Below are 17,725 nucleotides of genomic sequence, written 5' to 3'. Positions count from 1 at the left end.
ACCCTAAGGTATTATATATTACTATTAGGACCTAGTCATAATAGTGGACGGTGTAAAATATGAAGTATAAAAAGAAGGAAAGACAAGAAAAACTGGTTGAAATGATAGAAGAAACTCCATTTATAACAGATGAAGAATTAGCTAATAAATTTGGAGTCAGTATCCAAACCATTCGTCTAGACCGGCTAGAACTTTCTATTCCAGAATTAAGAGAGCGTATTAAAAATGTAGCTAATAAAAACTGGAATGAAACAGTCAAAGCTTTGCCAATTGACGAAGTTATTGGTGAAATTGTTAATTTGGAGTTAGATAATTTAGCCATTTCAATTCTAGATATTAAAGAGGAACATGTATTCTCACGTAACCAAATAGCAAGAGGCCATCACTTGTTCGCGCAAGCCAATTCTTTAGCTGTTGCGATTATAAATGATGACTTAGCATTGACGGCGAATGCAGAAATTAACTTTACTCGCCCGGTTAAATTGGGAGAACGAGTTGTCGCTAAAGCTTCAGTGACAAACCGTAATCAAAAGCGAACTAAAATAAATGTCAGAAGTTATGTTCAAGATGAATTAGTTTTTGAAGGTATATTTAAGATGTATAGAAGTACTGAAAAATAAAAGGGGTACTAATTATGAGAATAGCAATCGATGCCATGGGGGGCGATCATGCCCCTGAAGCGGCTGTAAAAGGTGCTTTATTGGCAGTTGAACATTATAGTGATTTGGAAATTACGCTTTATGGTGATGAGGAGCAAATCAAACCTTATCTTGATCCTAAACATTCTAAAATTCATATACATCATACAATGGAAAAAGTTGAGAACACGGATGAACCAGCACGTGTGGTTAGAAAGAAGAAAAATGCTTCAATGGTTTTAATGGCAGAGGCTGTTAAAAATAATGAGGCTGACGCATGTATTTCAGCAGGAAACACGGGAGCCCTTATGAGCACGGGATTATTTAAAGTAGGCCGAATTAAAGGGATAGACCGACCAGCGCTCAGTCCTACACTGCCAACAATAGACGGAAAAGGCTTTTTACTATTAGATGTTGGTGCAAATGTAGAAGCAAAACCTAATCATCTTATGCAATATGCGATTATGGGTTCTATTTATGTTGAAAAAGTTAGAGGCATTAAAAACCCTAAGGTCGGACTTCTAAATGTTGGAACAGAAGACCAAAAAGGTTCTGAATTGGTTAAGGAAGCATTCCAACTCATGCAAAGTGCACCTGTTAATTTGTTGGAAACGTAGAGGCACGTGATTTATTAGAAGGAGTAGCTGATGTGGTCGTAACTGATGGGTTTTCAGGAAATATTGCACTGAAATCGATCGAAGGAACAGCACTTAATATGTTTTCCATGATTAAAGATACGTTTATGAAAAACGCAAAAACGAAACTAGCTGCAGCATTAGTTAAATCTGATTTAAAAGGAATAAAAGATCAATTAGATTATTCCGAGTATGGTGGTGCAGGATTATTTGGATTAGCAGCTCCAGTTATTAAAGCACACGGTTCGTCAAATGATAGAGCCATATTTAATGCCATCAAACAGACCTATCATTTAGTGGAAGCTAATGTAGTTGGGTTAATTGGTGAGGAAGTACGTCAATTACAACAACGGGAGGGTTCTTAATGAAGAAGGTTGCATTTCTATTTCCTGGTCAAGGCTCCCAGAGCGTTGGTATGGGACAAGATTTTTACGAGGCTTTTGATTCTGTAAAACAACTATACCATCAAGCTGATGACATTTTAGGTTATTCATTAACAGATCTGATGTTAAATGGACCTAATGATGAATTAACGAAAACTGAAAATGCTCAGCCAGCGTTACTGTTAAATAGCATAGCCATTTTTAATTTATTAAAAGACGAAGGGATTAAGCCCTCTATGGTAGCAGGCCATAGTCTGGGTGAGTATAGCGCTCTTTACGCTGCAGGTTCATTATCCTTTGAAGATGCCATTCAGCTCGTACATAAAAGAGGGAAATACATGGAGAAGGCCGTTCCAACTGGCCAAGGTACTATGGCTGCGGTACTTGGGGTTGATTCAGAAATAATAGATGAAGTAACAGAAGAAGTGACTAATCAAGGTGATACTGTAAATGTTGCAAACTATAACTGTCCTGGTCAAATTGTGATCTCAGGCACCGTAGCAGGAGTCGAAAAAGCTTCTGAAAAACTGAAAGAACGAGGCGCAAAAAGAGTCTTACCGTTAAATGTGAGTGGTCCATTCCATTCAGAGCTTATGAAACCTGCAAGTGAGGATTTTAAAGAAGAATTAAAACAAGTAAACATTAAAAAAGCTGAGGTTCCTGTCTATGCTAATGTCACAGCAAGTGCAGTGCAGGATTCAAATGATATTGAGACGTTACTAGTTAAACAACTTTATTCACCAGTCCAATTCACTCAAACAATTGAAAATATGTTGGAAGCTGAAGTGGATGCTTTCGTTGAAATTGGAAATGGTAAAGTCTTATCTGGTTTAGTCAAGAAAGTCCATAGACGTGCTAAAATCTTCACATTAAATGAAGTCGAGGCTTTAGAAGGTTTTAAAAGCTGGTTAAAGGAGGAATAATGTTATGTTAGATGGGAAAGTAGCTTTAGTAACAGGTGCTTCACGAGGAATTGGCAAAGCGATTGCGTTAGAATTAGCTAGTAAAGGAGCTAATGTTGTTGTAATTATGCGGGTAGTCAAGAACGCGCTGAAGCTGTTGCTCAAGAGATTAAACAATTAGGCCAAGAAGCGGTAGCTGTTCAAGCCAATGTCGCAAGCCCTGATGAGGTTAAACAACTTGTTAAGACAACAACGGATGAATTTGGTTCAATAGATATCCTAGTGAATAACGCAGGAATTACTCGTGATAATCTTCTAATGAGAATGAAAGAGGACGAGTTTGACGATGTTATTGACACAAATTTAAAAGGTGTTTTTAACTGCGTTAAAGCAGTCACAAGGCCAATGATGAAACAACGTGGTGGTAAAATCGTAAATGTAGCATCAGTAGTTGGTGTTACGGGAAATCCTGGTCAGACCAATTATGTTGCAGCCAAAGCTGGGGTAATTGGAATGACTAAGTCTGTGGCTAAAGAATTAGCAGCAAGAAACATCAATGTAAATGCTGTTGCTCCAGGATTTATTACTACAGATATGACGGACGCATTATCAGATGAAGCGAAACAAGGCATGCATGACATGATTCCATTAAACCGCTTAGGTGAACCTGAAGATGTTGCTAGAGTCGTGCGTTTTCTAGCTTCAGAGGATTCAGATTATATTACAGGTCAAACCATTCATGTTGATGGTGGAATGGTTATGTAACATTTATAGTTTTGTTAATAACTTTGAAGGGAGGTGAGATCGATGGCAGATGTATTTGATAAAGTTAAAGAAATTATCGTTGAACGTTTAGATGTTGATGAGGCTAAAGTTACTATGGAAGCTTCATTTAAAGATGACTTAGAAGCGGACTCATTAGATGTTGTAGAATTAGTAATGGAATTAGAGGATGAATTCGACATGGAAATCTCTGATGAGGATGCTGAAAAAATTCAAACAGTTGGTGATGCTGTTAATTACATAAACAGCAACCAATAAATAAATTTATAGGGGATGGCACTCGCCATCCTCATCTTCTTTAAACGGGTGGAAAAATATGAACTTTAAACAATTACAAAAAGACATTAACATTCAATTCAAAATGAAGATTTACTAAAACAAGCCTTCATGCATACATCGTATGTGAATGAGCACCGTGAACAGCAGTTAGAAGACAATGAGCGCTTAGAGTTTTTGGGTGATGCGGTGCTTGAATTAGCAGTGTCTCAATACCTGTATCGTGAGTATAAACATATGAGTGAAGGAGAATTAACAAAATTTAGAGCCAATATAGTATGTGAGCCTTCACTTGAAAAATTTGCAAAAGATCTTAATCTTAACGAATTTCTTCTACTTGGTAAAGGGGAGGAAAAATCAGGAGGTCGTGAAAGGCCTTCTTTACTCGCTGACGCTTATGAGGCATTAATTGGTGCTATTTATTTAGACCAAGGATTTGATCAAGTCATTACGTTCTTAAGTGACTTTATGTATCCAAAAATTGAACCAGGTGCTTTTTCACATGCGATGGATTACAAGACACAATTGCAGGAATTAGTTCAACAAGACGGTAAGCAGGTTCAGTATAAAATTGTAGATGAAATTGGCCCTGCTCATAACAGAAGTTTGTAGCTGATGTATTTGTGGGTAGTGAGAAGAAAGGCAAAGGAACTGGACGCACTAAAAAGAAGCTGAACAAGAGGCTGCTCAAAAAGCATTAAAAGGCATGTAACTAATGCAAAATCCGTACAATGATTAAATTTAATCTTGTACGGATTTTTGTGTGCTTTAATTATTGTCTGAGCCTTTTTAATTCATCAATAATCGCATGAATTTCAGGCACACTCACTTGATCTTTGCTTTTAACCATATCATACAATTGTTTGATCTCATCGTAATCCTTCAAGCTAAAGTTATCAGAATCCATGATCGTTGGATTTAATACTTGAAGCTTTTTAGAAAGATCTTCAATGATATATTTCAAATTTTCCTCAGTTGCTTCGTTTAAATTCATTTCATTCACTCCTTAGATTTTATCGCTACCTTCTGAAACCACTTATTTTATGATAAAATAAAAAAGTTCAGTTGTTAAGGTTAGAACGCAAAATTGAGTAGGTGTTTACATATGTTTTTGAAAAAATTAGAATCAGTTGGCTTTAAGTCATTTGCTGAACGTATAACGGTTGACTTTGTTCCGGGCGTTACAGCAGTGGTTGGGCCAAATGGAAGCGGAAAATCAAATGTTACAGATGCTATACGCTGGGTGTTAGGTGAACAATCGGCGAAATCACTACGCGGGGCAAAAATGGAAGACATTATTTTGCCGGTAGTGACACTAGACGAGCGTTAAATGTAGCTGAAGTAACGTTAACTTTAGATAATAAAGATCAAAGACTCCCAATCGATTATGAAGAAGTAGCCGTTACAAGACGAGTATATCGTTCTGGGGAAAGCGAATATTTAATTAATAAACAGCCATGCAGGCTTAAAGATATCGTAGAGCTCTTTATGGACTCAGGCCTAGGTAAAGAAGCCTTTTCAATTATTAGCCAAGGTAAAGTTGAAGAGATTTTAAGTTCAAAGTCTGAAGAGCGACGTTCTATATTTGAAGAAGCTGCAGGTGTGCTTAAATATAAACAGCGTAAAAATAAAGCAGTTAAGAAATTAACTGAAACCGAAGATAATTTAGATCGTGTTGAAGATATTATTCATGAGATTGAAGGGCAATTAGAGCCGCTCAAAGAACAAGCAGCCGTTGCAAAAGAATATTTAGAGAAAAAAGATGAGTTAGAACAGCACGAAGTCAGCCTAATTGTAACAGAGATTGAAAATATTCACTCTGAATGGGGTCATTTACTTCAAGAAATTGATACGCTAAAAGAACAGTTGATGGAAGAGAAGACTTCTATTCAAGCAGATGAGTCTAAAGTTGAAGAAATTGGACAACAGATTCAAGAGTTAGATCAAAAATAGAAGGACTTCAAGATCAAAAACTAACATTGACTCAGCAAATCGAACAACTAGATGGTCAGAAAAACTTACTTGTTGAACGTCTAAAACATTATGATGAAAGTAAAGAAAAACTTGAACAAGATATTAAGGAAAGCCAAGATCAAATTGATCAATTTGAACTCGACTACGAAGATCAAGATATGAAACTAAAATCATTAAAGTCTCAGCGTGATGAAACTAAGAAAACAATTAGTGAAATAAATAATGAAATTGCGAACTCAGGCGTCGATATTGAAGATCAAATTGAATCAATGAAAGCTGAATACATTGAATTGCTTAACGAACAAGCTGCAAATCGTAATGAAAAAGCCTCAATCGAAAAACAAATTGAACAATCTAAAGCTCGTAAACAACGTTAGATGAACGTTTTGAGAAACTTATAGAAGAACGTAATTCTTTAGATGATGATCAATCAGCTCAAGCTAAGGAAAAGGTAGCCCTTGAAGAACAATTAAATGTCTTAAATCAAAAGTTAAATGAATGCCAAGACCTGAACCAAAACTTATCAGAAGAGATAAGACAAGATGAAGAAAAGCTTTATAAGGGTTACCGCATTATTGAACAATTACGTTCTAAGAAAGACATGCTAGAGGATATGAAAGAGTCTTATAGTGGTTTTTTCATGGAGTTAAATCAATTTTACAAGCTAAGGAAAAAGGGAATCTAAATGGCATTCATGGCGCAGTTGCTCAGCTAATAGATATACCCAATGAGTATGTCACTGCAATGGAAACGGCTTTAGGTGGACAGGCACAGCATATTGTGGTTGGAAAAGACCATGAAGCAAGGGAAGCCATTAAGTGGCTTAAGAAAACAAATAGTGGGCGTGCGACATTATTACCAATTTCAACGATTAGACCACGTCATATTGATCCAAGACTAGTTGATCAAATTCAAAATCATAGTGGTTTTGTTGGAGTTGGTAGTGAGCTTGTTGAATACGATTCAACCTATGAACCAATCATTAAAAATTTAATAGGAAATGTTCTCATTTCTAATACTCTTAAAGACGCAAATGAACTGGCTAGCGCAACCAACCATCGTTACAGGATTGTGACGTTAGAGGGTGACGTTGTTAATCCAGGTGGTTCCATGAGTGGTGGGGCTAAGAAGCGGTCAAATCAAACTTCTTTATTCACACGTGACCGAGAGTTAGAAGAAGTTCAGACAAAGCTTAAAGACTTTGAAAATAAAAGTTTAGATTTTGAACGTCAATTAAGTGATAAGAAGAAGCGTTTGAAACAAGTTCAAGAAGATTTACAACAACATCAATTAGATAAAGATGAGTTATATAATCAATATCAGATGGTGAAAGAAGGCTATCAAGCACTCCAAGCAAGGCTTTCCAATATCAATGATCAACTGTCTGTTTATGATCAGGAAAATAGTCAGCATGAAGAAGAGATGAATACTTTAGGAAAAGAGTTATCTAATATTAAAGATAAGCTACAATCTCAAGAAGAGCAATCTGAGTCATTACGTGGTGACATTGACCATTTATCATCCAATCAATCCGATTTTAAAGCAAAATGTTGAGAAACATAAAGAAAGATTAAATCATATGCAAATCCGTTTAGCGGAACAAGAAAGTGAAGTTAGAAATCAAAAAGAACGTCTTAACCAAATTCAAGAGCAATTAAATGAAGCTCGTAAGGTAAACAAACAATATCAAGAGGAACTAAAAGGCTTAGAAGAGTCACATCAAAATGCTCAGACAGTTGATGGGTTGACTGATCAAGTAAAAGAAGCTAGAACTCAATTAGTTCAAATCAACGACCAACTAGAACAGTCACGAGGTGAACGTCAAAATTTAACTCATTCTAGGGATGATTTAGAAAGAGAACTAAAAGAGCGGAACAGACAATATCAGCAACGAAATAGTCATATGCAGCAGCTTGAAGTAAAAGCAAACAGACTAGATGTGGATTTAGAAAATCGTTTGAATCATTTAAGAGAAGAATATATGTTGACGTTTGAGAAAGCCAAAAAAGACTTTGGACTTACAGAAGAGATTGATGAAACAAGAGAAAAAGTTAAACTCATTAAACGCTCAATTGATGAACTTGGGACTGTCAATCTAGGTTCTATTGACGAATATGAACGTATTCAAGAACGTTATGAATTTTTAACTGAACAGCAACAAGATCTTTTAGAAGCAAAAGATACGCTACACTCAATCATTCAAGAGATGGATGAAGAGATGATTCGCAAGTTCAGTACTACCTTTGGTCAAATTCAAGATCAATTCTCAATTGTATTTAAAGAGCTATTTGGCGGAGGTCATGCTGAATTAAAGCTTACCAATCCAGATGATTTACTTGAAACAGGTGTCGATATAATTGCACAACCACCTGGTAAAAAGCTTCAGAATTTAAGCCTTCTTTCAGGTGGAGAGAGAGCCTTAACAGCAATCGCTTTATTGTTTGCGATCTTAAGAGTTAGACCTGTACCATTTTGTGTGCTTGATGAAGTTGAAGCAGCCCTTGACGAAGCAAATGTCATGCGTTTTGGAAAATATTTAAAAGAGTTTTCTAAGCAAACACAATTTATTGTCATTACTCATAGAAAAGGTACGATGGAAAAACGCTGATGTTCTATATGGAATCACGATGCAAGAATCAGGCGTATCGAAGCTTGTATCTGTTAAATTAGAAGAAACAGAGGAAATGGTGTTAAACTAAGGAAACGAAAGGAAGACGAGTATGGGATTTTTTAAGAAACTCAAGGACAAAATCAACAACCAAACAGAACAAGTCACAGATAAATTTAAAGATGGAATGTCTAAAACAAGAGATTCGTTCACATCTAAAGTGAATGACTTAGTTGCACGCTATCGTAAAGTTGATGAAGAATTTTTCGAAGAGCTAGAAGAGATTTTAATATCAGCTGACGTTGGTGTAACTACAGTAATGGAATTGATTGAAGAACTTGAGATGGAAGTTAAGCGCCGTAACATCCAAGATACAGAAGAAGTAAAAGAGGTCATCTCTGAAAAGCTAGTTGAAATATATTATGATGGTGAGGATTCATCCATTGAAGAGCTGAATTTAAACGAAGATGGTCTTTCGGTGATTCTACCGTTGGTGTAAATGGTGTTGGTAAAACGACTACCATTGGCAAATTAGCTCATCAATTGAAAGAAGAAGGCAAATCGGTTTTATTAGCAGCTGGTGATACATTTAGAGCAGGCGCGATTGATCAGCTTGATGTGTGGGGCGAACGAACAGGTGTTGACGTTATTAAACACAGTGAAGGTAGTGATCCTGCTGCTGTTATTTATGACGGTATTCAGGCAGCTAAGTCTCGCGGTGCTGACGTCCTAATCTGTGATACAGCTGGGCGCCTTCAAAATAAAGTTAACCTTATGAACGAGCTTGCTAAAGTTAAAAAAGTTATATCTAGAGAAATTGATGGAGCACCACATGAAACACTTTTAGTATTAGATGCTACTACAGGGCAAAACGCATTAAGTCAGGCTAAAACATTTAAAGAAGCAACCGATGTATCAGGCATTGTATTAACAAAGCTAGATGGTACTGCTCGAGGTGGGATTGTTTTGGCCATTCGGAAGGAACTGGATATTCCGGTTAAATACGTTGGTTTAGGAGAAAGAATGGAAGATTTACAACCATTTGATGCGCACCAATTTGTATATGGGTTATTTGGCGATTTAATCACTGATGAATCCGAAAAATAGATGAGGAGGCTGCTTGTGTTAGAAAAGACAACTCGCGTAAACTATTTGTTTGATTTCTACCAAGAATTATTAACTCCCAAACAGAAGAGTTATATGGAATTATACTATCTGGAAGATTATTCCCTTGGAGAAATTTCGGAGACTTATGATGTTAGTAGACAAGCAGTTTATGATAATATTAAACGTACAGAGGCAATGCTTGAAGAATATGAAGAAAAGCTAGGCCTGTATAAACGATTTGAACAGCGAAATCGATTGTTAATTGAGATGAAAGAGTCTTTATCTCAACAAAATCTAGATCAAGTTAAATCGTTGATAGAGGAATTGGAAAACCTAGATTAGGAGGACGGTCAAATGGCATTTGAAGGATTAGCCGACCGATTACAAGGTACGATTAAGAAAATTACCGGTAAAGGTAAAGTAACCGAACAAGATGTCAAAGAAATGACACGTGAAGTTCGACTAGCTTTACTAGAAGCCGATGTTAACTTTAAGGTCGTTAAAGATCTAATTAAACGAATTAAAGAACGTGCAATAGGTCAAGACGTATTAGAAGGATTAAACCCTGGACAACAAGTTATTAAAGTTGTTAAAGAAGAATTAACTGACTTGATGGGCGGAGAACAAAGTAAAATTGCCGTAGCTAACAAGCCGCCAACTGTTATTATGATGGTTGGTCTTCAAGGTGCAGGTAAGACGACAACAACCGGTAAGCTAGCCAATCATTTAAGAAAAAAATATAACCGTAATCCAATGTTAGTAGCTGCTGATATTTATAGACCAGCAGCCATCAACCAGTTAGAAACGTTAGGTAAGCAGCTTGATATGCCAGTATTCTCAAAAGGTACAGAGGCAGATCCTGTTGATATTGCAAAAGAAGCTATTGAAGAAGCTAAAGAACAACATAAAGATTATGTATTAATCGATACGGCTGGTCGTTTGCATGTGGATGAAGGACTAATGGATGAACTCCATAATATTAAAGATGCCGTCAAGCCAGATGAAATTTTCCTAGTAGTTGATTCGATGACAGGTCAAGATGCTGTTAATGTTGCTGAAAGTTTTGATGAACAACTAGACATTTCTGGAGTTGTTTTAACAAAGCTTGATGGTGATACTCGTGGTGGTGCAGCACTTTCTATTAGAGCTGTGACAGGTAAACCAATTAAGTTTGCTGGTATGGGTGAAAAATTAGATCAATTAGAAGCCTTCCACCCTGACCGAATGGCATCAAGAATTCTTGGAATGGGGGACGTTCTAAGTTTAATTGAAAAAGCCGAAACAGAAGTTGATGAAAAGAAAGCCAAAGAGATGGAAAAGAAAATGAAGGATATGTCCTTCACGTTTGAAGATTTCCTTGAACAAATGGCGCAAGTGCGTAACATGGGACCATTAGATGAACTCATCAATATGATGCCTGGAGCTAATAAAATGAAAGGCATGAAAAACATGCAACTGGATGAAAAACAAATCGACCACGTCGAAGCAATCATCCAGTCTATGACGAAAGAAGAAAGAGTCGATCCTAACGTCATTAATGCTAGCCGTAAAAAACGTATAGCAAAAGGGTCTGGTACGTCGGTTTCTCAAGTGAACCGTCTATTAAAACAATTTGATGAAATGAAGAAAATGATGAAGCAAATGATGGGCGGTAAGAAGGGTAAGAAAAAAGGTGGAATGAATTTTCCTTTTATGTAATGGAAAAATACTTTACACACTTTTGGACATCTGATACAATTTATTCTTGTGAGAAGGAAATTTGATGGAGGTGTAAATAATGGCAGTAAAAATCCGTATGAAAAGAATGGGTTCTAAAAGAAAACCATACTATCGTTTAGTAGTTGCTGATTCACGTTCTCCACGTGACGGTCGCATTATTGAACAGATTGGCACATATAATCCTTTAAGTGAAACTCTAGCAGTTTCAATTGATGAAGATAAAGCGTTAGATTGGTTATCTAAAGGTGCTAAGCCTAGTGATACAGTTCGTAACCTATTCTCTAAAGAAGGCATCATGACGAAGTTTCACGAATCAAAAGCTAAATAGTAAAGGTTAGTGATATCATGAAAGCCTTAATTGAAACGATTGTCCAACCACTTGTTGATTATCCTGAGGAAGTTCAGGTAACCGTTGAAGAAACGGATGAAAAGATTCGTTATCATTTAACGGTTAATGAGAATGATGTGGGCAAAGTAATCGGTAAGAACGGTCGAATTGCCAAAGCAATTCGTACAGTCGTTCATGCCGCAAGCTCAGATATTAATAAAAATATTTGTTGATATTATGTAATGGGAGAGGTCTAACCTTTCCCATTTTTACAATCAATATTTTGCAGTTGAAATACACGTTGACTGATTTAAAGACAAAATGTATTTCAACTGCATAATGATGTTGAACAGCTCTGTCCTCCAGCAGTGTATTTATAGATTAGAAGGTGATTTATTGTGAAGATTTTAAGAAAAACAACTGTTAAACAAGTCATCACTGATCAAAGTCGAGAATTAATAAAAGAGAAATTTAATCAAAAAATAGGACAGGCTAAAAAAGAGTTAGAACAACTTCAATTTGAGAAGAAAAAATTAACCTATCAAAAACGATTCAATTCCTCAAAAGTTGAGGAACGATTTTCAGTCGAAGAAAACAAACGAAAACAATCAATTGAATGGTTAGAACAACAGATTGGACAACTCGATCATATACCAAATGGAAGTGAGTTAATCGAGGGAGAAGTTGATGAGTTGATTGAGGTTGAGGTTGGAGACCAATGGGAGGCCGTTGCTGGAAATAGAACGATTACCATTAAAGATGGGCAAATTATAGATATTAATTAGGGTGAACATATATGGAACGTTATTTTAATGTAGGTAAGATTGTGAATACACACGGAGTTAAAGGTGAAGTCAGAGTCATAGCCATTACGGATTTTGATGAACGTTTCACTCCAGGCAATCAATTATATTTCTTTAAAGAGAATGATGACCAACCTGAAGAGTTAACCATTAAAACACATAGAAAACATAAACAATTTGACCTTCTATCGTTCGAGTCTATGGAAAATATTAACGATGTTGAGCGATTAAAAGGTGGAAACTTAAAAATTCCTGAGTCAAGCATGCATGAATTAGAAGAAAATGAGTTTTATTTTCATGAAATCATTGGCTGTGAAGTATATAATGTCGATGGTGAACTGATTGGTAAGGTTAAAGAAATTTTACAGCCAGGTGCAAATGATGTTTGGGTAGTCCAAAGGCAAGGCAAAAAGGATGCACTGATCCCGTATATAGAGTCAGTTGTGAAAAGTGTAGATGTTCAAAACGGAAGTGTAATGATCGAGGAGATGGAAGGGTTATTAGAATGAAGATTGATATTTTAACCCTATTTCCAGACATGTTTAGAGGTGTTTTTGAAGCTTCCATTCTAAAGAGAGCTCAAGATATGGGAGCTTTCAGTTATCGTTTAATTGATTTTAGGGAATATACAGATGATAAACATAATAAAGTAGATGACTACCCATACGGTGGTGGTGCTGGAATGGTGTTAAAGCCACAGCCCATTTTTGATGCGGTTGAAGATATAATTAACGGAGAAGAAAAGAAACCTCGAATAGTACTTTTATGTCCACAAGGCGAATCTTATACTCAGCAAAAAGCAGAGGAACTAGCTAAAGAGGATCATTTAATCATGATCTGTGGACATTATGAAGGATATGATGAACGAATTCGAGAACATTTAGTAACAGACGAAATCTCTATCGGTGACTACGTTTTAACCGGCGGTGAACTCGGAGCTATGGTAATAACCGATAGTGTCATTCGACTTCAACCAGAAGTTCTCGGAAACGATGAATCAGCTGTAAAGGATTCTTTCTCGACTCAATTATTAGAGCATCCACATTATACTAGACCGAATGATTTTAGAGGATTGAAGGTTCCTGATGTATTAACTTCAGGTCATCATGGAAAGATAGAAGAGTGGCGAACTTATGAGTCTCTTAAAAGAACTTATCATAGGAGACCCGATTTACTTGAACGGGCTAAATTAAGTGATCAGGAACTTAAAATGCTTGATAAAATCAAGTCAGAAGATGTTGCAAGAGACTCATGATTATGATATATTAATCTAGTGCTTAAGTGTTGTTTAAGCTTAAAACGATGTTCCGCTGCGGATTAAGCATGAGCATTAGTGAGAAGGAGTGAAAGAGAATGCAAGAACTTCTAAACAAAGTAGCTCAAGATCAGTTACGTACAGATCTTCCTGAATTCCGTGCTGGTGATACAGTAAAAGTTCACGTTAAAGTTGTTGAGGGTAACCGTGAACGTATTCAGGTATTCCAAGGTGTTGTTATTAAGCGTCGCGGTGGCGGCATTAGTGAAACATTCACTGTACGTAAGGTATCATACGGTGTAGGAGTTGAACGTACGTTCCCAGTACATTCTCCACGTCTTGACAAGATTGAAGTTTCTCGTCGTGGTAAAGTACGTCGTGCGAAACTTTATTACTTACGTAACCTACGTGGTAAAGCTGCAAGAATTAAAGAAATTCGCTAATGAATATCAAAAGGGGGGGCTTGGCCATTGGTCAGGTCCCTTTTTCTTTACTGAGGTTTAATTTTACAGGTTATGCTCTCGCTTTTTAAGGGCGTTTCGTGAGGATGAAAAACAAACATTTTGTATTAATTATTAAAACAATTCTAGTTTGAAGTTAAGAGTAAAGCGAACGGTGACGACGCCTGCGGGAACAGCACGAGTTGAAAATCCCCTAAAACGAACGGAGTAAGTTTTAGGAAGTTGAAGCCGTGCCCGCGGCAAGCGTTCACCGTGAGCTATAAACTATTTAAACTATAACAAGAGAGGTGACATGGATGACAATCCAATGGTTTCCCGGTCACATGGCAAAAGCCAAACGTGAAGTTCAAGAAAAACTAAAATTAGTTGACTACGTCATTGAACTAGTCGATGCACGTGCACCACAATCTTCCCAAAACCCCATGCTACACGAAGTTTTAGGTGATAAACAAAACTAATCGTTCTGATGAAAAAGGACTTAGCTGATCCCAAACGAACAAACGAATGGATCGATCATTTTAAAACTCAAGGTCATGAAGCCTTAGCTGTTGATGTTAGCCAAAAAATGATATTCAATCGTTAATTAAAGCATCTAAACAAATGGGTCAATCTATCAATGATAAACGCAAAGAAAAAGGTATTAATCCTCGATCCATTCGCGCAATGATTCTAGGGATACCAAATGTCGGAAAATCCACATTAATCAATCGCTTAGCTAATAAAAAGAGAGCTCAAACAGGTGACAAACCTGGTGTGACAAAAAAACAACAATGGATAAAAATTCAAGGTGAATTCGAGCTTTTAGATACTCCAGGAATCCTTTGGCCAAAATTTGAAGATCAAGAAGTAGGTTATAAACTAGCTGCCATTGGGTCAATCAAAGATCAAATCTTACATTTAGATGATATTGCGGTTTATGTTTTAAAATTCATGAAAGAACATTATCCAGCGTTTTTAGAAGATCGTTACCAATTAGATATAGAGGAAGAAGATATTGTTGTTTGGTTTGATACTATTGGTAAGAAAAGAGGCTGTCTTGCTTCTGGTGGTGTAGTGGATTACGATAAAACTTCTGATGTCATTCTTCAAGATTTGAGAAATGGGAAACTTGGAAATGTCACATTTGACCATATAGATTCGCTTTAATTTTTTCATCTGTAACCGATATTTAGAATAGTGGGGGAACTTTATAGTGAAAGAGAACGAAACCATTGCGGTGATTAAAGAAAAATTATCGAGTCACTCATTCTCACAAGAATGGCTTGAAAAAGTAAAACAAGATGAACGAAAAGGTGTTAAAAAACTGTTGGATCGCTTCTACAAAGAAAAAGAGAAAGAAGCTAATCTAAACGAACACTTTATCAAGATGTCGGAAAACGAAAATCGTCTATATCAAGAAGGTTATCAATTAATCGCTGGAGTTGATGAAGTTGGCAGAGGCCCTTTAGCTGGTCCTGTTTTAACAGCCGCGGTCATTCTACCTAATGACTTCTATTTACCAGGAATTAATGATTCAAAAGCTCTTTCCGAACAAAAGCGTGAAGAATATTATCATATCATTAAAGAACAGGCTTTAGCAGTGAGTGTGGGCCAGGCTAATGCTAAAGAGATCGACTATTATAATATATATCAAGCGACAAAATAGCTATGCAGCGTGCAGTAGAAGGACTTCATATGGAGCCCGATTACTTGCTTTTAGATGCCATGAGACTCGAAGTTATAAAAGTTCCACAAGAATCGATCGTAAAGGGAGATTCTAAGAGCATTTCGATCGCAGCAGCAAGCATTATTGCCAAAGTTGAGCGAGATCAAATTATGAAAAATTGGGCGAAGATTATCCTATGTATCAATTTGATCGCAATGCAGGGTATGGAACTACGGCTCACTTGAATGCACTTGAAGAGTATGGTGTCACGCCTTATCACCGGCGTTCATTCCAACCTGTTCGTCAATATACATAAGTAGGTGTTGATCATGAAATCAGTTAGTCAAACGATTTCTTCCATCAAACAAAATCAACGTATATCAAACATACTGACATTGAGAGAAGGGCAGCTCATTACTGGGAAAATTACTAAGTTTTTTCCTGGTAACAAGGCTGCTGTTTCTTTATCTGGTCATCAGGTAATCGCACAAATGGACGCCTCTTTAGAAGCAAATAAGCATTATCTCATGCAAGTTAAAGGGACCAAGCCGGCCATTCAATTAAAAGTGGTTAACCAACAAGAGGTGCATTCATATAAAGATGCAGCAAAACAACTCGTACAGGCCAACCACCAAAAGGCACCCAGAAGTGTACAATTGCAGTTGGCTCAACTTTTAAAACAGCAACTGCCAATCAAACCAAATCAAATATCAGATTTAATACATCTTATGAAGCAAAATCAAGTACCGAATCAGAATAATGTACTGTCATCTATGATTAAACAAAATTTACCATTAAATCAAGAGGTGTTTCAGGGGGTTCACCAGAGAATTAATCAGCCAATTTCAATATCACAAACCTTTAATACCATACAAAATCAGTTGACTAATCTACCAATTACTGAAGAGACGTTTCAATTAAGTCAAAGGTTGTCTATCTTGCAATCTAAACCCATTAGTTCTCAGCAATTTCAAGAATCAATCGCCTATCAAGCTTTAAAAGAAATAAGAAATGGTTCCCAAACATTATTTCAATTATTTAAACAGGCTGGCGTTATATCGAATCAACTAACATTTGATCAATGGTCAAGCCAGTGGAAAAACTGGAGTCAACAAGGTCGAGCAACGCTAAACTTTCAAAATCCAACTAATCAAACACCTATGCCATTTAATTTAAGTAATATTGATATTGCTCAATTAAGTAAACAATTGACAAATATAAGCCAAAGCGAGCTGTCAATTCAAGAAAATAAAGCATTGGTATTCTGGAGAGCTCTATCTGCTATGGTTTTAGGGGACAAACATGAACAAATAGGACAACAAATAAAAGCCTTTTTCCAATTGACGCAAAGTGAACGAATGCCTCATCAAGACTACCCTAGTATTCAATCATTACTGAAAACTGTTCAGTCTCAGGTCGGTCAATCTACTTTTACCGACTCGACACAACAATTCAATCAAGTTATGAATGCGATGCACTTATCCAATCAAGACTTAACAAGGGAGTTTATGTCATTTACAGCTCAGTTGCCTAAAGAAACTTTAGGTTTAAATCAAGATTTATTTATGGATTTCGAAGGGCAAAAACAAGAAAACGGAAAGCTATCACCTAGCCATTGCCGGGTTATCTTTTACTTAGATTTACCAAAACTAAATCAAACGGTTATGGATTTAAGAGTTCAACAAGATCATTTAGATTTAATGATTTTTCATGAACAACCTAAACTGTTAAATACATCACTCAACCTTTAGTACCTGAAGTTGTTAAGAGGTTAGAGAATCAGGGATTTAAAACTGTTAATGTTTCATTTAAAGATCTTTTTGAGCAAGAGATAAAGTCACATAAATCAATAGATCTACCGATTGAATCAGGAGTTGATTACAGGGTATGAATAAAAGACAAAAAGCATTGGCTTTAAAGTATGATGATCACGAAGACGTAGCCCCAAAAGTTGTAGCTAAAGGCCATGGTCTTGTAGCAGAAGAAATCCTTGAAAGAGCTTCTGAACATGAGGTACCAGTTTATGAGGATGAAACATTAATTAATCTATTAGATGAGTTAAATATAAATGAAACTATCCCGGAGGATTTATACGAGATTGTAGCTGAAGTTTTCGCGTTTATCTATCAAACGGATAAAAAATATGATTAAATTCGACTTTATATGTCTAGTTTCTTTTGTATATGCCGAATTTTATGTATAATAAAA

The 17,725-nt window shown here is 36.4% G+C and carries 14 protein-coding genes and 7 pseudogenes; 20 read left to right on the top strand and 1 reads right to left on the bottom strand.

Going from position 1 to position 17,725, the window contains the following annotated elements; translation table 11 throughout:
• The first annotated feature begins 59 nt into the window (after positions 1 to 59).
• The 6 genes and pseudogenes from fapR (at position 60) to rnc (ending at position 4,318) form a co-directional block, all read left to right on the top strand.
• Positions 60 to 620 (top strand): transcription factor FapR, encoded by a 561-nt coding sequence (fapR, locus tag JCM13188_RS01115; protein ID WP_054751549.1) that lies wholly within the window; start codon positions 60 to 62, stop codon positions 618 to 620.
• A 14-nt stretch (positions 621 to 634) separates the two neighbouring features.
• Positions 635 to 1,638: pseudogene (gene plsX, locus JCM13188_RS01110) on the top strand (phosphate acyltransferase PlsX).
• Positions 1,638 to 2,579: an ACP S-malonyltransferase gene (gene fabD, locus JCM13188_RS01105; RefSeq protein ID WP_054751547.1), complete on the top strand. Its 942-nt coding sequence runs from the start codon at positions 1,638 to 1,640 to the stop codon at positions 2,577 to 2,579. Before plsX ends, fabD begins: the two are co-directional and overlap by 1 nt.
• A 4-nt stretch (positions 2,580 to 2,583) precedes the next feature.
• Positions 2,584 to 3,323: pseudogene (gene fabG, locus JCM13188_RS01100) on the top strand (3-oxoacyl-[acyl-carrier-protein] reductase).
• A 42-nt stretch (positions 3,324 to 3,365) separates the two neighbouring features.
• Positions 3,366 to 3,599 carry an acyl carrier protein gene (gene acpP, locus JCM13188_RS01095; RefSeq protein WP_054751545.1) on the top strand — a complete coding sequence of 78 codons (234 nt, stop codon included), beginning with the start codon at positions 3,366 to 3,368 and terminating at the stop codon, positions 3,597 to 3,599.
• A 58-nt stretch (positions 3,600 to 3,657) separates the two neighbouring features.
• A pseudogene (gene rnc, locus JCM13188_RS01090) lies at positions 3,658 to 4,318 on the top strand (ribonuclease III).
• Between the two features lie 71 nt (positions 4,319 to 4,389).
• Here the strand turns inward: rnc and JCM13188_RS01085 are convergent.
• Entirely contained in the window at positions 4,390 to 4,611 is a 222-nt protein-coding gene (locus JCM13188_RS01085) for a DUF1128 domain-containing protein (RefSeq protein WP_054751543.1), read from the bottom strand.
• Positions 4,612 to 4,722: 111 nt separating this feature from the next.
• Here JCM13188_RS01085 and smc point away from each other — a divergent pair.
• The 14 genes and pseudogenes from smc to JCM13188_RS01015 all read left to right on the top strand — a co-directional run bounded on the left by smc (position 4,723) and on the right by JCM13188_RS01015 (position 17,668).
• Positions 4,723 to 8,290, top strand: a pseudogene (smc, locus tag JCM13188_RS01080) (chromosome segregation protein SMC).
• Between the two features lie 21 nt (positions 8,291 to 8,311).
• Positions 8,312 to 9,306 (top strand): annotated as a pseudogene (ftsY, locus tag JCM13188_RS01075) (signal recognition particle-docking protein FtsY).
• A complete protein-coding gene (locus tag JCM13188_RS01070; protein WP_279401206.1) occupies positions 9,307 to 9,648 on the top strand; it encodes a putative DNA-binding protein in 342 nt (113 codons plus the stop codon).
• Between the two features lie 12 nt (positions 9,649 to 9,660).
• Positions 9,661 to 11,004 carry a signal recognition particle protein gene (gene ffh, locus JCM13188_RS01065; protein ID WP_054751539.1) on the top strand — a complete coding sequence of 448 codons (1,344 nt, stop codon included), beginning with the start codon at positions 9,661 to 9,663 and terminating at the stop codon, positions 11,002 to 11,004.
• Positions 11,005 to 11,083: 79 nt separating this feature from the next.
• Positions 11,084 to 11,353: a 30S ribosomal protein S16 gene (gene rpsP / locus JCM13188_RS01060; RefSeq protein ID WP_054751537.1), complete on the top strand. Its 270-nt coding sequence runs from the start codon at positions 11,084 to 11,086 to the stop codon at positions 11,351 to 11,353.
• Positions 11,354 to 11,370: 17 nt separating this feature from the next.
• Positions 11,371 to 11,586: a KH domain-containing protein gene (locus tag JCM13188_RS01055; protein ID WP_054751535.1), complete on the top strand. Its 216-nt coding sequence runs from the start codon at positions 11,371 to 11,373 to the stop codon at positions 11,584 to 11,586.
• A 165-nt stretch (positions 11,587 to 11,751) separates the two neighbouring features.
• Complete coding sequence (locus JCM13188_RS01050; RefSeq protein ID WP_054751533.1) at positions 11,752 to 12,138, top strand: YlqD family protein; 387 nt, start codon at positions 11,752 to 11,754, stop codon at positions 12,136 to 12,138.
• Positions 12,139 to 12,149: 11 nt separating this feature from the next.
• A complete protein-coding gene (rimM, locus tag JCM13188_RS01045; RefSeq protein WP_054751531.1) occupies positions 12,150 to 12,665 on the top strand; it encodes a ribosome maturation factor RimM in 516 nt (171 codons plus the stop codon).
• Complete coding sequence (trmD, locus tag JCM13188_RS01040) at positions 12,662 to 13,411, top strand: tRNA (guanosine(37)-N1)-methyltransferase TrmD (protein ID WP_054751529.1); 750 nt, start codon at positions 12,662 to 12,664, stop codon at positions 13,409 to 13,411. The genes rimM and trmD overlap by 4 nt, the downstream gene beginning before the upstream one ends.
• A 98-nt stretch (positions 13,412 to 13,509) precedes the next feature.
• On the top strand, positions 13,510 to 13,854 hold the full coding sequence (gene rplS, locus JCM13188_RS01035; RefSeq protein WP_054751527.1) for a 50S ribosomal protein L19: 345 nt from the start codon (positions 13,510 to 13,512) through the stop codon (positions 13,852 to 13,854).
• A 314-nt stretch (positions 13,855 to 14,168) separates the two neighbouring features.
• Positions 14,169 to 15,018: pseudogene (gene ylqF, locus JCM13188_RS01030) on the top strand (ribosome biogenesis GTPase YlqF).
• Positions 15,019 to 15,064: 46 nt separating this feature from the next.
• Positions 15,065 to 15,833: pseudogene (gene rnhB, locus JCM13188_RS01025) on the top strand (ribonuclease HII).
• Between the two features lie 13 nt (positions 15,834 to 15,846).
• Positions 15,847 to 17,268, top strand: a complete 1,422-nt coding sequence (locus tag JCM13188_RS01020) for a TP0910 N-terminal domain-containing protein (protein ID WP_054751525.1) — start codon at positions 15,847 to 15,849, stop codon at positions 17,266 to 17,268.
• 136 nt (positions 17,269 to 17,404) lie between these two features.
• Positions 17,405 to 17,668, top strand: a complete 264-nt coding sequence (locus JCM13188_RS01015; protein WP_054751523.1) for an EscU/YscU/HrcU family type III secretion system export apparatus switch protein — start codon at positions 17,405 to 17,407, stop codon at positions 17,666 to 17,668.
• The last annotated feature ends 57 nt before the right edge of the window (positions 17,669 to 17,725 follow it).

The organism is Piscibacillus salipiscarius JCM 13188 (assembly GCF_001311865.1).
In the GTDB taxonomy this organism is placed as follows: Bacteria; Bacillota; Bacilli; order Bacillales; family Alkalibacillaceae; genus Piscibacillus; species Piscibacillus salipiscarius.
The sequence above is the reverse complement of the archived record's forward strand: the minus strand, read 5'-3'. Positions and strand labels throughout refer to the sequence as shown.

Coding starts and splice junctions, on each gene's coding strand:
- fapR (WP_054751549.1), top strand. CDS start 60: ATGAAGTATAAAAAGAAGGAAAGACAAGAAAAACTGGTTGAAATGATA.
- fabD (WP_054751547.1), top strand. CDS start 1,638: ATGAAGAAGGTTGCATTTCTATTTCCTGGTCAAGGCTCCCAGAGCGTT.
- acpP (WP_054751545.1), top strand. CDS start 3,366: ATGGCAGATGTATTTGATAAAGTTAAAGAAATTATCGTTGAACGTTTA.
- JCM13188_RS01085 (WP_054751543.1), bottom strand. CDS start 4,611: ATGAATTTAAACGAAGCAACTGAGGAAAATTTGAAATATATCATTGAA.
- JCM13188_RS01070 (WP_279401206.1), top strand. CDS start 9,307: ATGAGGAGGCTGCTTGTGTTAGAAAAGACAACTCGCGTAAACTATTTG.
- ffh (WP_054751539.1), top strand. CDS start 9,661: ATGGCATTTGAAGGATTAGCCGACCGATTACAAGGTACGATTAAGAAA.
- rpsP (WP_054751537.1), top strand. CDS start 11,084: ATGGCAGTAAAAATCCGTATGAAAAGAATGGGTTCTAAAAGAAAACCA.
- JCM13188_RS01055 (WP_054751535.1), top strand. CDS start 11,371: ATGAAAGCCTTAATTGAAACGATTGTCCAACCACTTGTTGATTATCCT.
- rimM (WP_054751531.1), top strand. CDS start 12,150: ATGGAACGTTATTTTAATGTAGGTAAGATTGTGAATACACACGGAGTT.
- trmD (WP_054751529.1), top strand. CDS start 12,662: ATGAAGATTGATATTTTAACCCTATTTCCAGACATGTTTAGAGGTGTT.
- rplS (WP_054751527.1), top strand. CDS start 13,510: ATGCAAGAACTTCTAAACAAAGTAGCTCAAGATCAGTTACGTACAGAT.
- JCM13188_RS01020 (WP_054751525.1), top strand. CDS start 15,847: ATGAAATCAGTTAGTCAAACGATTTCTTCCATCAAACAAAATCAACGT.
- JCM13188_RS01015 (WP_054751523.1), top strand. CDS start 17,405: ATGAATAAAAGACAAAAAGCATTGGCTTTAAAGTATGATGATCACGAA.